Raw genomic sequence first — 17,424 nt, 5'->3', positions numbered from 1 at the left:
CCATGGCCGAACCCACGCTTTTGCCCGAGCGGCTTCAGTACCGCCCGACCAAAATCGAGCTCGACGAGAGCATCGAGAAGGCCAAGGCGACCCTTCTTAAGAAGATCAAGCGCTCGGTGTACGTCTACCGTGTTGACTGCGGCGGCTGCAACGGCTGCGAGATCGAGATCTTTGGTTCCATCACGCCCGTCTTCGACGTCGAGCGCTTTGGCATCAAGGTCGTGCCCTCGCCCCGTTACGCCGATGTGCTGCTGTACACCGGCGCCGTGACGCGTGCCATGCGCATGCCGGCCCTGCGCGCCTTTGAGGCCGCACCCGATCCCAAGATCGTGGTGTCCTATGGCGCGTGCGGCTGCACCGGTGGCATCTTCTACGACAACTACTGCGTCTGGGGCGGCACGGACAAGATTCTGCCGGTCGATGTCTACATCCCCGGCTGCCCGCCCAGCCCCGCGCAGACCGTCTACGGCTTTGCCATGGCACTTGGCCTGCTGGACCAAAAGCTCCATGCCGAGACCACGGTGGAGGCTACCGGCGAGCAGGCCGATATCCTGCACCCCGGCGTGCCGTACAAGCTGCGTGTTGCCATTGAGCGCGAGGCTCGCGCCATGAGCGGCTACCGTTACGGCCGCGACCTGGCCAACGAGTTTATGGATACGCTCGAGGGCGCACCCAAGGGCGATATTCGCGGTGCCATGGCGCTGCTCATCGACAAGCAGGACGATCCGCGCCGCGTTGAGGTCTACTCGGCGCTGCAGGATCTGGTGCTGGCCGGAGGTCGCTAGATGGAGCTCACGGACCGCTCTGGTTACTTTGCGGGCCCCGGCATGCTCGGCGGCTCTTTTGGCGATGCCTCGCGCGCAAGCGACGAGGCTGCCGAGGGCGTCGCCGACCCCTGTCTGGGCCATGCGCCCGGTCAGGTGGTCTTTTACGAGCTCACGCGTAAGTTTGTGGAGACCGAGGAAGACGTTCCCCAGGAGGCCTGCGACGTGCTGTACTACACGCTCGCCGTGGGCCACCACACCGGCGTGCTCGACTGCTTTGAGCCGCGCCTGTCGGTGCCGGTGAACGTCTTCTATTCGCTCGTCGACGCGCTGCCGGAGGGGGAGACCAAAACCAAGTTTGAGGCCATCCGCTCCTTTGGCGAGTGCCAGCTCGACAAGGCGGCGGTGCCGTCGCTGCTCGAGGCCTGCGATGCGTTGCTCGACGAGCGCGGTTTTCGCGGCTCGGCCAAGGCCGGCATCTCGGTGTTCGACGACGACTTTGGCCTGCATGCCCAGCAGGTCGCGTTTTTGATGAAGTTCCGCGATCTGGTTGAGCGCGTGCGCGATGTGTCGGGCGTGTATCTGACGGGAAGGTTGCAGTAATGGGTCGCGTTGTGGATGGACGTGTGAACGGCGCCCCGTTTGCGGGTATCGTGCTCACGGCGGGAAGCGTGCTGCGTGCCGACGATGCCGCCGGCCCCGTGCTCTCCAAAAAGATGGAAGACGCACCCATCGCCGGTTGGTACACCATCGACGGCGGCCAAACGCCCGAGGACGACATCATCGAGGTCAAGCGCGAGCGTCCGCCGCGCCTGGTCTTGGTCGATGCCGCCGACATGGCGCTGCCCGTCGGGTCCATCCGTTTGCTCGACAAACGCGATGTGGCCCGCAAGTCGATGTTCACCACGCATTCGCTTCCCTTGTCGATTCTGATCGAAGAGATTGAGCAATCGTGCGATGATATCGTCTTCGTCGGGATTCAGCCGGGCGACACGGAGTTCTACAACCCCATGTCCCCGGAAGTCTTTGACGCCGTCGACGCCGTGTACGACGCCGTGGCCGCCAACGACTTTTCCCACTTTGTCCGCTTGGGGCAAGAGCAGTAGGAGCACTTGTTCCATTTTGTTAGGAAAGAAGTGATTGACATGGCAGATTCCAAGGTGGATTACCCCGCTCCCGATTGCCTGGCGCCCGCCGCGATCGAGGCCAAGACCGAGGCCGCCGGCGTGACCAAGGCCAACCTGCCGGTCGCTAAGGCCTTTCTGTTGGCAATGTTCGACGGTGCGTTCATCGCCTTCGGCGGCCTGTTCTTTACGGTTTTCTTGAGCGATAGCACACTCGGCTGGGGCGCTCAGCGCGTCGTGGGTGGCCTGTGCTTTTGCCTGGGTCTGGTGCTCGTGTTGGTGTGCGGCGCCGAGTTGTTCACCGGCAATTCGCTTATGGTCTGCGCGCTCAAGAGCAAAAAGATCACCCCGGCTCAGATGCTCAAGGCCTGGGTCGTCGTATGGGTCGGCAACTTTGTCGGTGCCCTGTTCATCGTCTTTTTGGTGTACATGGCCGGCATTTACAAGCTCAACGGCGGGGCGGTCGCCAATTCCATGGTGAGCGTCGCCGCCGGCAAGGTGACGATCGACTGGGTGACGATCTTCTTCCGCGGCATCCTGTGCAACATTTTTGTGTGCCTGGCCGTGTGGATCGGTACCGCCGGCAAGACCGTGGTCGATAAGGTCGTGGGTATTCTGCTGCCCATTGCCGCGTTTGTGGCCTGCGGTTTTGAGCACTGCGTTGCCAACATGTACTTTTTGCCCATGGGTGCCGTGATGCATGCATGCGGCTACGGTGCCGACGTCGCCGGCGCCGATGCACTCAACGCCGCGGGCATTGCGTTTAACCTGTCCGCCGCCACGCTGGGCAACATCGTGGGCGGCGCGGTTCTGGTTGCGCTCGGCTACTGGTTTATCTACGCCAAGAAGTCCGAGGCGTAAGGTACCGTCTGTTTGACGTCGGGCCTCCCGCGGGGCGTTGCCGTGCGGGAGGCTTTTTTGGTCTGGGGCTCGTTGCCGGGCTTTTGGCCTGTTGTGCATGGCTGGTGAAAGGGGTAATCGAGATGGCATCTGCTGTGAAGCGTGACGGTCGCGCCGTGGTGACCGCATGCGGGGGATGCTATGCCGATTGCGCCTTTGCGGCACGCGTTGAGGACGGTCGTGTGGTGGCCGAGTTGCCGGTGCCGGGGCATCCATGCGCGGCGCGTGCCCTGTGCGCCCGCGGGCGGCATCGCCTGTCCATGCCGTTTGATGAGCGCGATCGGATTTTGCATCCCATGCGCCGCCGAGCTGATGGCTCGGGGTTTGATGCGATTTCCTGGGATGAGGCGTTTGCCCAGATTGCCGAGTGTCTTTTGGGGATTGTTGACGCGCGCGGGCCCCGTGCGCTGGGCATGACGCTCGGCGTGCCCTCGTTCGACCGCTACTGGGGCTATCGTCTTATGCACGCGCTGGGTTCGCCCAACGTGTACGGTGCCGACGGTGCCTGCGAGGTAAGCCGACTTACCGGCTGGGAGCACAGCCTGGGCTACAGTCCCGCCTCCGACCTGGCGCATACCGATTGCATTATGTACCTGGGGCGTTCCATTGTCGATTCGTCGACGATGGGGGCCGTTGACGCGCTCAACGATGCCCGTCGCCGTGGGGCGAAGATTATCGTGGTTGACCCCCGGCGCAGCGGCTCGGCTGCACTTGCCGACCGCTGGTTGCGCGTGCGCCCGGGCTGCGACTTGGCGCTGCTGTTGGGTATTGCGCATGTCTTGATTGCCGAGGACCTGTATGACCACGAGTTCGTGACCCGCTATACCACGGGTTTTGACGAGCTGGCGCAGGCGGCCCGTGCTTGGACGCCCGAGTGGGCCGAGTCGATGTGCGACGTGCCGGCCGCAGAGATCGCCGCCACGGCGCGCGATCTAGCTGCGGCCGCGCCTGCTGCCGTGGTGGACGCCGGCTTTCATGGCGGCATTGGCATCGCGTATGCCAATAGCACCCAGACCGCGCGCGCTATCTGCTTGGTCGATGTGCTGCTGGGCTGTATTGGACATGTGGGCGGCGCGCTCAATCCACCCACACCGCTTGCGCTGGGCGACCTTGATCCCGCACGCTTTGCGACGCCGCCGGTGTCGCACATGTCCAAGCTGGGATCCGAGCGCTATCCACTGGTCGATCCGGTGCGCGGCCTGTGTACGACCATCGGTCAGTCGATTCTTGCCGGCGATTTGCGTGGGCTCATCGTCTATGCCAGTAACCCCGGTGCGGGCTATGGTAATGCACAAGCTTGGTTGGGTATTTTGCAGCAGCTCGACTTGCTCGTGACGATTGATATTCGCTGGTCCGAGACGGCGCGTGCTTCTGACTTCGTGCTGCCCGACGTGACGTATCTGGAAGCCGACCGCGGCGTGGGCACGGTCGTGGGCGCCAACGATTCGCGGGTGTTCTACCGCAACGCCGTGCTGCCTGTGCAGCATGACGACACACGTCCCGGTCGGGAGATTTTTGCCGGTCTGGCGCAGGCGTGTGGCGCGGGCGAGTACTTCCAGTTTACGTCTGACGATCTGGCGGCTGCCCAGGTGGCGCCTTTTGGGATCAATCTGGACGAGCTCAAGGAGCGCGGCTGGGCCGACACGGGTGTTGCGTTGCCGTCGCGTACGGGCGAGCCGGCGATTCCCTTGGATGGCGGCAAAATTGCGCTGGCAAGCGACGTATGGGAACGAGCCGGTCTGGGTCGTGTGCCCAACTGGATCGCTCCCATGGTGGAGCCTGGCCCGGGGATGTTTCGCCTCATTAGCGGCAACCGTCCCTTTGAGTCGCATACCTCGCGAAGGCTTGCAGCCCAAGGTGCCGCTGAGGCTGGGTCGGACCTGGATGCCGTGCAGATGAATGCCGATACTGCTGCGCACATGGGCATCGCCGACGGCGAGATCGTCGAACTCGTGAGCGATATGGGCCGCGACCGCGCGCGTGTGGAGACGACGCCGTATCTGCATCCGGCGTGCATCTTCACCTCGGCCGCCCCCGGTGGGCGTTCGTTTGACGCCGATGCCGGTGGCGCTCAAGGCTTGGGCGTGGGCCCGCTCGACCATACGCCGTTGCGTTGGGACCCGTTGACGGGTGCCGCGCTCACCCAGGAAAACGCCGTTCGCGTGGAAAAGATCGTCGCGTGCGGGGATAATGACGAGTAATTGACTCAGCTGATGTATTCGACTGATCCACGTTTCTTTTGAAAGGCCGCACATGAGCGATAGCCAGAACATGTCCGATGAGGTACGCGCCCGCCTTCGCGCTATTCCTTCCGTCAACGAGATGCTCGCAGAGTGGCCGGTTGTGAAGGCGGCGGGGGAGACCTGCGACGCGGTGGTGCATGCTGCCGTGACGGCCGAGCTCGACGAGGAGCGCGCCGCCATTCGCGCCGGTGCCGCCCCGCGCTCTAAGCGCGACCTGGCCTCGGCCATCGAGTGGCGTGCGCATCGATCCGCACTGCCGAGCCTGCGTCCTGCCGTCAACGCCACGGGTGTGGTCATCCATACCAACTTGGGTCGCGCCCCGCTCGCGGAGTCGGCGGCAAAGGCCGTGGCCGAGGTCGCGCGTGGGTACAGCACGCTCGAGTACAGTGTGGACACCTGCTCGCGTGGGTCGCGCAAGGAACATGCCGCGCAGCTGATCCGCTCGCTTATCGGTGCCGAGGACGCGCTGGTCGTTAATAACAACGCCGCCGCTGTGCTGCTGGTGCTGGCGACCCATGCCGCAGGCAGGGAGGTCATCGTCAGTCGCGGCGAGCTTGTCGAGATCGGCGGCAGCTTCCGCATCCCCGATGTCATGGCGGCTTCGGGCGCCAAACTCGTCGAGGTCGGGGCCACCAACCGCACGCACCTGTCGGACTACGAGCGCGCCATCACGCCCGATACGGCCATGATCCTCAAGGTCCATCCTTCCAACTATCGCATCGAGGGCTTTCACGAGGAGGTGGGCTCTCGGGAGCTTGCCGCCCTGGCCCACAAGCATGGTCTGCTGTTCTACGAGGACCAGGGCTCGGGCGCGCTGTTGCCCGACGACATCCTGGTGCGCGGCGGTGAGGAGCCCACGCCGGCTTCGGTCGCGGCGGGGCTCGATATCGTATCATGCTCGGGCGATAAGCTGCTCGGTGCCGCACAGGCGGGCATTATCATGGGCCGCCGCGAGCTGGTCCAGGCCTGCGGGTCGCATCCGCTTATGCGTGCCCTGCGTCCTGGCAAGCTGGCTCTGTCGGCGCTCGAGGCCACGCTGCGTATCTACATGGACGGCGCCGATGTTGCCCATCGCGATATTCCGGTACTCAGCATGCTTACGCTGCCGCAGGCCCATTTGGAGCGACGTGCCCGCAAGCTTCGCGATCGTATGGTCGCCGGGCTCGATAAGGCCGGTTGCCCTTGTGCCGTTGAGTTGGAGATTGTCGAGGAATCGTCGACCCCCGGTGGCGGCTCGCTGCCTACCGTGGAGCTGCCCACGATGTGCGTTGCCGTGTGTCTTGTTGACGAGCGCCTGACGGTCGACGCGCTCAAACGCTCGCTCGTTCAAGACTTCGATACGCCGGTCGTCACGCGCGCCTCGCACGACCGCATTCTGTTTGATGTGCGCACGCTCGTGGGCGACCGCGATATCGAGACGGCGGCATCGACGCTCGTCGCGTGCGTTGAGAAGGCGATTGTTCGATGAGTGAGGTTCAGGCGCTGGTGGAGTGTCCCGTTATCGTTGGCACGGCGGGCCACGTTGACCACGGTAAGTCGGCGCTCATCGAGGCGCTGACGGGTAAAAACCCCGACCGCCTGGAAGTTGAACGTCGTCGCGGCATGACCGTGGAGCTTGGCTTTGGCGAGCTGGCGCTGCCGAGTGGCAAGATCGTCGGCCTGGTCGACGTGCCGGGCCACGCGCATTACCTGCGCGCTATGGTGCAGGGCGCCACGGGTATCGACGTGGCCGTGCTGGTGGTTTCGGCCGTCGAGGGCGTGATGCCGCAGACCCGAGAGCACGTGCATGTGCTGGAGCTGCTGGGCATCACACACATGGTGGTCGCGCTGACGATGTGCGACCTGGCTGATGCCGAGATGACCGAGCTTGCCGAGCTTGATGTTGATGACTTTTTGTCGGACACCGTGTTTGCGGACGCGCCGATCGTGCCTGTGTCGTCCAAGACAGGCGAGGGGATCGAACGACTGCTCGCCGTGCTCGACGAGCAGGTGGGTGCCTGCTGGGATGCCTGTCGCGAGCGTGCCGAGCGGAGCGATGCCGCGCCGCGCCTGCCGATTGACCGCTGCTTTACGATCAAGGGCGTCGGCACCGTCGTGACGGGAACACTGCACGATGCGCCGGTTGCGGTGGGCGACGAGCTGATGGCTTTGCCGTCGCGCACGGTCTGTCGCGTGCGCGGGATTCAGGTGCATGGCGATACGCCGCGAGCACTGCCTGGACAGCGCGTGGCACTCAACTTGGTGGGCGATGCCGTCACCGCGCTCGATCGCGGTGAGATGCTCGGTGTGGCGGGCCGCTTTGGCCAGACGATGCGTTTTATGATGACGTTTACGTATTTGGGCCGCGAGGGCGCCAAGCCGCGCGTGCTCGAGTCGGGCGCGCGTGTGCATGTGATGGCCGGCACGGCCGAGGTCGTCGGCCGCATCATGCTTTTGGAGGGCGAGGCCCCCATGGCGGTGGGCGAGACCCGTACCCTACAGGTGCGCTTGGAGGAGCCGCTGCCGCTGCGAGCCGGGGACCATGTTGTGGTGCTGTCCTATTCGCCCGTGATGCTTATTGGCGGCGGGCGCGCGCTGCTTTCGCGCTGCCGTCGCTCGCGCGAGCTTTCGGCCGGCGAGCGCGCGCTGTTTGCGGCGCTCGAGTCCGGCGATATCGCGGGCGGTGTGGGCGCTTGGCTGGCGCTGCAGACGCTGCCGGTTACGCCGGTTGATGTTGCCGAGGCTTTGGATCTTGGTGTCGGCGAGGTCGATGCCGCACTGCGCGGGTTGGTGGCGCAGGGCTCCGTTCGAAAGCTTGCCGTGGGTGATGCGGGCCTTTTGGCGGACGCCGTGGTGCTCGACGCCGCGATGGATGCACTGGCGGCGACCCTGTCAGCCATGCACGCGGCGGCTCCCAAGGAGACAGGCTTTACGCCCGGCGCCGTTGCCCATGCTGCGTGGCCTGCCGCTGATGAAGGCGTTGCCGCGGCCCTGATTTACGAGGGCTGCTCGCGCGGCGTGTGTGCCTCCGAGGGCGCCGAGGTGTTCGACCCGCACTCCGCTGCCGCCGCGGCGCGTGTGGTGCGCGAGGCCTGCGAACGTATCGTTGCCTTGCTGGACGAAGCCGGCCTCGATGCACCGGCGCTTCCCGAGGTTGGCGAGCAGTTGCAGCTCGATCGCGACACCATGACGCGTGCCCTGCGCGAGCTTTCGCTCAACCGTTTTATCGTGAAGGTCGAGCGCGACGTTGCCCTGTCCGCTGCCGCCGAGGCCCATGCGCGCGAGCTCGTTGCCGCCGCTATCGAGGCTGCCGGCGGTGCTGCCACCACGAGTGTGTTGCGCGAGGCCCTGGGTGTGTCGCGTAAGCGTGCCATCAGCATCTTGGAGCACCTGGATGCCGTGCGCTTTACGGTGCTCGACAAGGAAGCCGGCGGCCTGAGGTCCCTACGCTAGGCCGGTCACCTGCCCCCGCCTCCTCAGTTGCGGTGAAATAGTCCCTGTTTTCCGGTTTAGATGCCTCTTCCAGGAACTATTCCACCGCAACTTTGAGGATGGCCAGCTGAAGTTGGCCACCTTGAGCCTTGAATCGGGTCGGTCGCCACGAAAGGGGCCTATCTACTACGTTTAAGTGACCACCCTCGACCATGCCAAAATCAGCAAAAGTAAAACCGCAGGTAGACGACTTGCCGTTTATATGAAAAAGCGGGTATGGTCAATCCCTGCAGGTTAAACGTAGTAGATGGGCCGTTTTCATGGCACGACACCGGGGTAGTCTTTTTGGGACGGGGCTTTTTTTAGCTACCTTATGTCAAATATGTCTTAAGCTTTGAGGGCTCCGGATGGGGCAGCTAAAAAGCCCCGTCCCAAAAAGACTACCCTGCTAGTTTGGTAAAATACCGCCGCACTTGGGAACGGATGGGCTCCGGTGGGCTCCGCGGTCCTCAAAACCGTTGCGAGGCGTGCAAAACGTCTTGGATGTGTTCGATTCACATACGTTCCCGCCATACGCTACCAGCGCTTTTGTGCTCGCGGTCTTACTGCGTGCCGCAAAGGCGCTGTTCTGTTTTTGCACGAGCTTTTCGTAGCGCCGCTATTTCGGCGGCGGTATTTAGCTTCGTACGCTGGGTTTTGAACGTGCCGATGGAGGTGTTTTGCCGTATGACTACCGTAAGACGAGCCGATCTTTCTTGTGTCGTCCAGGCGGGCGGGTTGTCGTCGCGCATGGGTTGCGACAAGGCGCGGATGTTGTTTTGCGGCGAGCCGCTCATCGAGCGCGTGCTGGGGCGCCTGGCTCAGGTTGCCGACGAGTTGGTCGTGACCACGTCGCGACCCAGTGAGCTGGTCTACCTTGAGGAGCTTATGTTTGATGGCCTGCGCCCCCGCGTAGTCATGGACGTCGAAGGCCCCGCCGGTGCCATGCGCGGCATCGCGAGCTCGTTGGCCGCGGCCCGATTGCCGCTCGTGGCGATCGTCGCCTGTGATATGCCATTTGTCTCGCCGGAACTCATCGGCGTGCTTACCGATCGTGTTGAGGCCGAGGCGCTCGACGTGTGCGTCCCGCGCGAGGAGCGGGGGATTGAGCCGCTGTGCGCCGTGTGGCGCCGCCAGGCTTGCGCGCCGGTTGCCCGTGAGTTGCTCGACCAGGACCGCCAACGCATCCGCCGTTTGATTGACCGGGTCCATGCCGGCTATCTGGATGAGCCCCAGATTGTCGAGATTGCCGGCTCCACGCTCTGCTTCGAAAACGTCAATACACCCGAGGAGTTTGCGGCAGCCGAGCTGCTCGCCTAGACGATGGGAGATGCCATGCCTCACGATATCTGTCCCGATACCGGGGAACCTTGCACTTGCGATGGGTCCGAGCCTTGTACTTGCGGCTGCGGTGGCTGTGGACATACTGCGGAAGAGGAAGCGGCCGCCGCGGCGTATCGCGAGGCACACCGCGAAGACCCGTCCGGTGATGCCCTCGACCACGAACGCAAGATCATCGTATCGTTTGACAGCACCTTTGATGTGATGGAATGCGAGCAGCTGTGCCTTGCCGCCGGTGTGCCCGGGCGCATCATGCCATTACCGGGCTCCATTACCGCCGGCTGCGGGCTGTGCTGGGTCATGCCGTTCTCCGGCGATGCGCTCGCTGCCTTCCGCGCTGCCACCGAAGGCCGCGTAACCCCCGCCGACTACCACCAGCTCGTCCTCTAACCACCAAAACCACCACAAAGGTGCCCATTGTGGTGGTATGGACCATATGGACGAAACAGCTTCGAAACACGCGATTTGTACGTCGGGTGCTCAAAAACGCTTCTACCTGCATCGTAATCAAAACGAAACATCCGCCCGTCGGCTTATGCGAAACTTTGCTGCAACGGTGCGATATTATCCATAGTCGATAAAGCTCACGGCGCATGGGGCGCCGCGAACGACACCTTTCTTTTCCATCAATTGGAGGAAGCATGAGCTACACGCAGAAAGTTCTCGAAGAGCTCAAGGCCCGCTATCCCGAGCAGCCTGAGTTCATCCAGGCCGCGACCGAGATTCTCGGCACCATCCAGCCGGCGCTCGACGCCCACCCCGAGTACGAGGAGGCCGCCCTGCTGGAGCGTCTCGTCGAGCCCGAGCGCATCGTCATGTTCCGTGTTCCCTGGGTCGATGACCAAGGCAAGGTCCAGGTCAACCGCGGCTACCGCGTCGAGTTCAACTCTGCCATTGGACCCTACAAGGGCGGCCTGCGCTTTAACCCGACGGTCACCCTGGGCATGCTCAAGTTCCTGGGCCTGGAGCAGATCCTCAAGAACAGCCTGACCACCCTTCCCATGGGCGGCGGCAAGGGCGGCTCCGACTTTGACCCCAAGGGCAAGTCCAACAACGAGATCATGCACTTCTGCCAGTCCTTCATGACCGAGCTCTATCGCCACATCGGCCCCAATACCGACGTTCCTGCCGGCGACCTGGGCGTTGGCGGCCGCGAGGTTGCCTACCTGTTCGGTCAGTACAAGCGCCTGACCAACGAGTGGACTGGCGTCCTCACCGGCAAGGGCCTCTCCTTTGGCGGCTCGCTCGCCCGTACCGAGGCCACCGGCTACGGCCTGGTCTACTTTGTGGACGAGTACCTCAAGAGCCGCGGCGACTCCTTCGAGGGCAAGAACGTCGTCGTTCATGGCTCCGGTAACGTCGCTATCTACGCGGTCCAGAAGGTCTCCCAGCTCGGCGGCAAAGTGCTGGCCTGCTCCGACACCCACGGCTGGGTCGAGGATCCCGACGGCATCGACTACACCGTGCTCGAGCACGTCTACAACAAGAAGCGTTCCGGCCACGACAAGGGCGTCACGCTCGCTATGTATGTCGACGAGAAGCCCAACGCCGTGTGGCACGAGGGCGACGGCCGTGGCGTGTGGCAGCTTCCCTGCGACATCGCGCTGCCCTGCGCTCGCGAGAACACGCTGCTGCTCGAGGATGCCCAGGCGCTCGTCGCCAACGGCTGCAAGGTGGTCGGCGAGGGCGCGAACATGCCCACGACCATCGAGGCCACGACCTACTTCCAGGAGAACGGCGTCGCCTTTATGCCCGGTAAGGCTGCCAACGCCGGCGGCGTGCTCGTGTCCGGCCTGGAGATGAGCCAGAACGCCGAGCACCTGTCCTGGACCTTCGAGGAGGTCGACGGCAAGCTCGAGCAGCTCATGCGCGGCATGTTCCACAACGTGGACGACACCGCCAAGGAGTATGGCCAGGAGGGCAACTTCGTCATGGGCGCCAACATCGCCGGCTTCCTGAAGGTCGCCGACGCCATGCTCGCCCAGGGCGTCTGCTAAATCTTCGCTCGACATAGCATGTGATGAGGCTCCCAGCTATCCAGCTGGGAGCCTTTTTCTATGGTGGCGAGGGCTGTGCGCCCTCCTTTGGTACACTTAGAAGTACTGGACAAGTGAAGAGATGGGGGAGAACGTGCTCAAGTTCGGTACCTACGTCCGTGTTGGAAACGCGGCCGAAGCCTATGAGCTCTTACAGAAGAACCGCAACAACAAGATTGTGGGCGGCGGCATCTGGATGCGCCTGGGTTCGCGTCGTGTGGCGACGGCGATTGACCTTTCGGCCTGTGGACTTGATCAGATCGAGGAGACCGAGACCGAGTTTCGCATCGGTGCCATGTGCCCCCTGCGCCAGCTCGAGCGCCATGCCGGGCTCAACGCGCTTGTCAACCACGTCTTTGAGTTCGCCGTCCACGATATCGTGGGCGTGCAGCTGCGCAATACCGCCACGGTGGGCGGCAGCATCTACGGCCGCTTTGGTTTTTCGGACGTGCTCTCGGCTTTTCTCGCGCTCGATTCCTATGTTGAGCTGACGGGCGCCGGTCGCGTGTCGCTCGCCGAGTTCGTGGACATGGGCTACGTGCGCGACGTGATCGAGCACGTCGTGGTCGTTAAGCACGATTGCCGCGCAAGCTACGAGGCCGTGCGCAAGGCCGCGACCGACTTCCCCTCCTTAAACGTTACCGCCGCCTGGTGGGACAACAGCTGGCATGTTGCCGTGGGCGCCCGTCCGCTGCGCGCGACCCTGCTGCAGGGCGAGGCGTGCGGCCTTGTCGGCGAGCAGCCCTCCGAGGACGAGCTGCACGCCCTGGCCGCGTCCGTGCGCGCGCTGAGCTATGGCACCAACTTGTGGGGCTCGGCCGAGTACCGCCGTCGCATCTCGGCACCGCTTGCCGTCCAGGCCGTGCGCCGCGCCGCCGGCATCGAGCTTTCGGCCGCGCTTGCCCGCGAGCTCGAGGGCGTGCGGATCCCTAAGTTTGCCACGGACGAGTATTCCTGCCGCCGCGTGCCCGGCGTCGATTCTAGCGAGGTGCGCTAATGGCTGCCAAACTCATCGATCTTTCCTTTACGCTCAACGGCCGCAAGGTTAAGGTTCAGATTGCCCCCGACACCATGCTCTTTTCGCTTTTGCGTGAGCAGGGCTGCGCGTCGGTGCGCTGCGCCTGCGAGACCACCAACTGCGGTCTGTGCACGGTGTGGCTCGACGGCGACCCGGTGCTGAGCTGCTCGGTTCCCGCTGCGCGTGTCGAGGGCCACACCATCACCACGCTTGAGGGCCTTAAGGCCGAATCTGAGGCACTCGCCCGCGCGATGGCTGCCGAAGGCGCTGAGCAGTGCGGTTTTTGCGCCCCCGGCCTCATCATGAACGTGCTGGCGCTCGCCCGCGCCGCCAAGGAGGACCCGAGCCTCGTCGCCACGCGCGAGGAACTCTCGCGCCAGCTCGCCGGCAACCTGTGCCGCTGCAGTGGCTACGAGAGCCAGCTGCGCGCCATCGTGCGCTTTCTCAACGAGTCCGGCGTGCAGGTGGGCTTCGAGATGCCCGAGCTGCCGGTCAACGACACCAGCTGCGACGGCGTCTCCTACAAGCAGATTACCCACAAGCAGCCCAAGAAGGACTCGAAGGCCCTGCTCGAGGGCCGTCCCGTCTACACGGGCGATATGGTGCCCGCCGGTGCGCTCATCGTTAAGCTCAAGCGCAGCCCGTATGCGCGCGCCAAGATCCGCTCCATCGATACGTCGCGCGCCCTGAAGGTGCCCGGCGTGGTGGGCGTTTACACCTACGAGGACGTGCCCAAGCGCCGCTTTACCATCGCCGGTCAGAGCTATCCGCAGCCGAGTCCCTACGACCGCCTGATTCTCGAGAACCTCGTCCGTTACCAAAACGAGGAGGTGGCGATTGTCGCCGCCGAGACCGAGGAGGCCGCCGACAAGGCGCTCAAGCTCATCAAGGTCGACTATGAGGTGCTCGAGCCCTTGATCGACTTTACCCAGGCACTCGATAACGACATCGTGGTCCACCCCGAGGGCGACGTGACCTTTATGTTCCCGCAGGGCGGCGACGTTGCTCGCAACCTGGTGTGCAGCGGTACCAGCGATTATGGCGATCTGGACGAGGCGTTCGCCCAGAGCGACATCGTCTTTGAGCGCACCTACACCAGCCAGGCCACGCAGACCGCGCCCATGGAGACCTTCCGCGCCTTCGCGACGACCGACGCGTTCGGCCGCATTTCGGTGACCTCCTCCACGCAGGTGCCCTTCCACGTGCGCCGCATGGTCGCGCAGTCGCTCGACATTCCGCAGTCGCAGGTGCAGGTTATCAAGCCGCGCATCGGCGGCGGCTTTGGCTCCAAGCAGACGGGCTGCTGCGAGATCTTCGTTGCGTTCGTGACCCAGCAGACTGGCCGTCCGAGCTACTGCTGCTACACCCGCGAGGAGACTATCACCGCGGGTAACTCGCGCCACCAGATGCAGATGACCGTTAAGCTGGGCGCCATGAACGACGGCACCATCACGGCCATCGACTTGCACACGCTGTCCAACGCGGGCGCGTACGGCGAGCACGCCACCACGACGATCGGGCTTTCGGGCCATAAGAGCCTGCCCATCTACAACCATGTGAAGGCGAGCCGCTTTAGGTGGGACGCCGTCTACACCAACACCAACCGCGGCGGCGCGTATCGCGGCTACGGTGCCACCCAGGGCCAGTTTGCCGTGGAGAGCGCCGTCAACGAGCTCGCCGACATGCTGCACATGGACCCCGCCGACCTGCGCCTTAAGAACATCGTGCGCGAGGGCGAGGTCATGCCGCAGTACTACAACGAGAAGCTCAACGCCTGCGCGCTCGACCGCTGCCTGCTGCGCGCGATGGACATGATCGGTTGGCGCGACAAGCCGCTGGCCGTGGACCTGGGCGACCGCGTGCGCGCTCTGGGCTGCGCGCTCACCATGCAGGGCTCGGGTATCTCCAACGTGGACATCGCCGGCATCGACATGCGCCTGGAAGAGGACGGCTTCATTACCATCGGCACCGGCGCCACCGATAACGGCATGGGCGTCGACACGATTCTGGCGCAGATTGCCGCCGAGGAGTTGGGCGTGGAGAGCTCGCTGATCGTGGTGCGCGGCGTGGATACCGACGTGTCGCCGTTCGACGCCGGCTCGTATGCGAGCTCGGGCACGTACGTGACGGGTCTGGCAGCCAAGAACGCCGCGGCCGAGCTGCGCGAGAAGATCTGCGCCAAGGCCGCCCAGATGTGGGACGTTGACGCCGCCGACGTGGTCTTCGACGGTCAGTACGTGCGCCTGTCCGACGAGCGCGCCGCCCGCGAGCGCGGCCGTTACCTCACGCTGCGCGACTTTGCCAACCTGTGCGTTAAGAACATCGAGGGCGGCGACGCGCTGACCTCGCATGCCTCTGCCTGCCTGCCCGTTTCGCCTCCGCCGTTTATGGCCGGCATTGCCGAGGTCGAGGTCGACAAGGCCACCGGCAGGGTGACTGTTGTGGACTACGCGGCTGCCGTCGACTGCGGTACCGTGATCAACGAGGCACTCGCGCGCGTCCAGGCCGAGGGCGGCATTGCCCAGGGTATCGGCCATGCGCTCTATGAGATTGTCGAGCATGACGATCGCGGCCGCCTGCGCACCGGCAACTTTATGAGCTACAAGCTGCCCACGCGCCTGGATATCGGCAGCATTCGCGTGGCCTTTGAGCCGAGCTACGAGCCGACGGGCCCGTTTGGTGCCAAGTCGATCGGCGAGGTCGTCATCAACACGCCGCTCGCCGCCGTGGCCTCGGCCGTCGCACACGCCACCGGCCACCAGGTCCGCTCGCTGCCCATCACGCCCGAGAAGGCTCTGCTGGGGGAGTAGCGGGTCAGCGAACAAGTCGTAATTGGCGGGGCGGGGCAACTCGTCCCGCCTTTTGCACTCGTGGTGAGGTCGTGAGCCTGTAAAAGGTGTGCGTGCGCTTGCCGTTCGTATCTGCTATCATTCCTAGTCTGTGCGCTCATGCGGGCGTGGCGGAATTGGTAGACGCGCCAGATTTAGGTTCTGGTGGGATTCCCGTGAAGGTTCGAGTCCTTTCGCCCGCACCAACGCATCTGCGTCGGCTTCGGCCGTCGCGACTCTTTGTTGCATAAAGGTACCAGCACCTCAGATAAGCTGGGCAGTATGAGGAGGAACGTGTTGAACATCACCGCTTCTGACGTCAAGGACGCCAAGCTCACCGCTACGGTCACCATCCCGGCCGCCGACGTCGACGCCGCGATCAAGAAGGCCTACAAGGACACCGCCAAGAAGTACCGTTTCCCGGGCTTCCGCGCCGGCAAGGCTCCCCGTCCGGTCATCGATTCCGCCCTGGGCGCCGAGGCTACCCTCGCCCAGGCTACCAACGACCTGATCGCCGCCAACGAGCCCGCTGTCCTCAACGAGCTGGACATCGTCCCCACCAAGAACGGTGACTACAAGGAGCTCGACCTCGCCAAGGATCACGAGGACTACACCTACACCGTCGAGTTCTCCCTGCGTCCTGCTGCCGAGCTCTCCTCCTTCGACGCCGTCGAGATCGAGATGCCTCCCGCGGAGGTCACCGAGTCCGAGATCAACAACCAGGTCGAGATGCTCCTCAACTACCGTGCCACCTTCGAGGACGTTGAGGGTCGTGCCGTCGAGGCTGACGACTACGTGACCGTCGACCTCAAGGCCGTCGAGAACGCCGACAACTTCGCTGCCGAGGGCCGCATGCTCATCGCCGGCAGCGACAGCAACCCCGCCGAGTTCAACGAGGCCCTGATCGGCGCTAACGTCGACGACGTCAAGACCGTCACCTGGACCGACGAGGTCGAGGAGGGCGAGGAGGCCGAGACCCACACCGTCGAGGTCACCGTCAAGGGCATCAAGGTCCGCAACACCCCCGAGCTCACCGACGAGCTCGTCAAGTCCGACTTTGGCTTCGACAGCATCGACGCCATGCGCGACGCCATCAAGATCGAGATCGAGCAGGACAAGGCTTCCCGCCTCCCGGCCGAGAAGGAGAACCGTTGTGTCTCCGCTCTCGCCGAGCGCCTGCAGCTCGACGAGATGGACGCCGACTACGAGCAGTCCGTCTTTGAGGAGCTTGGCCAGAACTTCCTGTCCAACCTCGCTGCCCGCGGCATGACCCTGGACACCTGGCTGCCCGCTTCTGGCCTGACCATGGAGCAGTTCATCGGCGACCTGCACAAGCAGGCCAACGACGTTGCCCGTGAGTCCCTGGCGCTCGACGCCCTCGCCCGCGAGCTCAAGATCGAGGTCACCGAGGACGACATCAACGCCGAGTTCGAGAAGGCCGGCGTCAAGGACGTCGAGGCTTCCAAGGCCGAGTTCATCGCCGATGGCCGCATGCCTGCCGTCCGCGAGTCCATCCGTCGCTCCAAGGCCGTCGACCACCTGGTCGAGAACGCCAAGGTGACCGAGGTCGACGAGACCGCCAAGGACGCCGAGTAATTCTCGCCACCTTGCCCACGAGCGCTTGCGTGCGCCCGTGATGGGGTAAAGTTATACACCGGTTATCCGGTTGCTTCGTACGGTGCCAGCCAATGCATAGCATGCGGGCACCGTACGTTTGTCT

At 64.0% G+C, this 17,424-nt stretch carries 13 protein-coding genes and 2 tRNA genes; all 15 read left to right on the top strand.

Annotated features, from left to right (window positions below; translation table 11 throughout):
• Window positions 1-2 precede the first annotated feature (2 nt).
• The 15 genes from I2E13_RS01075 (at window position 3) to tig (ending at window position 17,300) form a co-directional block, all read left to right on the top strand.
• Window positions 3-785 carry an NADH-quinone oxidoreductase subunit B family protein gene (locus I2E13_RS01075; RefSeq protein WP_195403947.1) on the top strand — a complete coding sequence of 261 codons (783 nt, stop codon included), beginning with the start codon at window positions 3-5 and terminating at the stop codon, window positions 783-785.
• The gene (locus tag I2E13_RS01070) at window positions 786-1,367 is read left to right on the top strand and encodes a formate hydrogenlyase maturation HycH family protein (RefSeq protein WP_195403946.1); all 582 of its coding nucleotides are present in this window, start codon (window positions 786-788) and stop codon (window positions 1,365-1,367) included.
• Entirely contained in the window at window positions 1,367-1,870 is a 504-nt protein-coding gene (gene hycI / locus I2E13_RS01065; protein WP_055286177.1) for a hydrogenase maturation peptidase HycI, read from the top strand. The genes I2E13_RS01070 and hycI overlap by 1 nt, the downstream gene beginning before the upstream one ends.
• Window positions 1,871-1,909: 39 nt before the next feature.
• Window positions 1,910-2,749: a formate/nitrite transporter family protein gene (locus I2E13_RS01060; protein WP_195403945.1), complete on the top strand. Its 840-nt coding sequence runs from the start codon at window positions 1,910-1,912 to the stop codon at window positions 2,747-2,749.
• Between the two features lie 122 nt (window positions 2,750-2,871).
• Window positions 2,872-4,989: a molybdopterin-containing oxidoreductase family protein gene (locus I2E13_RS01055; RefSeq protein WP_195403944.1), complete on the top strand. Its 2,118-nt coding sequence runs from the start codon at window positions 2,872-2,874 to the stop codon at window positions 4,987-4,989.
• Between the two features lie 52 nt (window positions 4,990-5,041).
• Window positions 5,042-6,499: an L-seryl-tRNA(Sec) selenium transferase gene (gene selA / locus I2E13_RS01050; RefSeq protein ID WP_229057766.1), complete on the top strand. Its 1,458-nt coding sequence runs from the start codon at window positions 5,042-5,044 to the stop codon at window positions 6,497-6,499.
• Window positions 6,496-8,463 carry a selenocysteine-specific translation elongation factor gene (gene selB, locus I2E13_RS01045; protein ID WP_195403943.1) on the top strand — a complete coding sequence of 656 codons (1,968 nt, stop codon included), beginning with the start codon at window positions 6,496-6,498 and terminating at the stop codon, window positions 8,461-8,463. Before selA ends, selB begins: the two co-directional genes overlap by 4 nt.
• Before the next feature lie 454 nt (window positions 8,464-8,917).
• Window positions 8,918-9,014: transfer RNA gene (locus tag I2E13_RS01040), tRNA-Sec, on the top strand.
• A gap of 154 nt (window positions 9,015-9,168) precedes the next feature.
• Window positions 9,169-9,801: a molybdenum cofactor guanylyltransferase gene (gene mobA / locus I2E13_RS01035; RefSeq protein ID WP_195403942.1), complete on the top strand. Its 633-nt coding sequence runs from the start codon at window positions 9,169-9,171 to the stop codon at window positions 9,799-9,801.
• Between the two features lie 15 nt (window positions 9,802-9,816).
• Window positions 9,817-10,212, top strand: a complete 396-nt coding sequence (locus I2E13_RS01030) for a DUF3343 domain-containing protein (protein WP_195403941.1) — start codon at window positions 9,817-9,819, stop codon at window positions 10,210-10,212.
• A 251-nt stretch (window positions 10,213-10,463) separates the two neighbouring features.
• Window positions 10,464-11,819 (top strand): NADP-specific glutamate dehydrogenase, encoded by a 1,356-nt coding sequence (gene gdhA / locus I2E13_RS01025; protein ID WP_195239674.1) that lies wholly within the window; start codon window positions 10,464-10,466, stop codon window positions 11,817-11,819.
• Window positions 11,820-11,952: 133 nt separating this feature from the next.
• Window positions 11,953-12,855, top strand: a complete 903-nt coding sequence (locus I2E13_RS01020; RefSeq protein WP_271817558.1) for an FAD binding domain-containing protein — start codon at window positions 11,953-11,955, stop codon at window positions 12,853-12,855.
• Window positions 12,855-15,686: a molybdopterin-dependent oxidoreductase gene (locus I2E13_RS01015; RefSeq protein ID WP_195403939.1), complete on the top strand. Its 2,832-nt coding sequence runs from the start codon at window positions 12,855-12,857 to the stop codon at window positions 15,684-15,686. The genes I2E13_RS01020 and I2E13_RS01015 overlap by 1 nt, the downstream gene beginning before the upstream one ends.
• Window positions 15,687-15,826: 140 nt before the next feature.
• Window positions 15,827-15,910, top strand: a tRNA-Leu gene (locus I2E13_RS01010).
• Between the two features lie 88 nt (window positions 15,911-15,998).
• Entirely contained in the window at window positions 15,999-17,300 is a 1,302-nt protein-coding gene (gene tig / locus I2E13_RS01005; protein ID WP_271817557.1) for a trigger factor, read from the top strand.
• Window positions 17,301-17,424 lie beyond the last annotated feature (124 nt).

It is taken from the genome of Collinsella aerofaciens (assembly GCF_015554145.1).
Lineage (GTDB): Bacteria > Actinomycetota > Coriobacteriia > Coriobacteriales > Coriobacteriaceae > Collinsella > Collinsella aerofaciens_AA.
The sequence above is the reverse complement of the archived record's forward strand: the minus strand, read 5'-3'. Positions and strand labels throughout refer to the sequence as shown.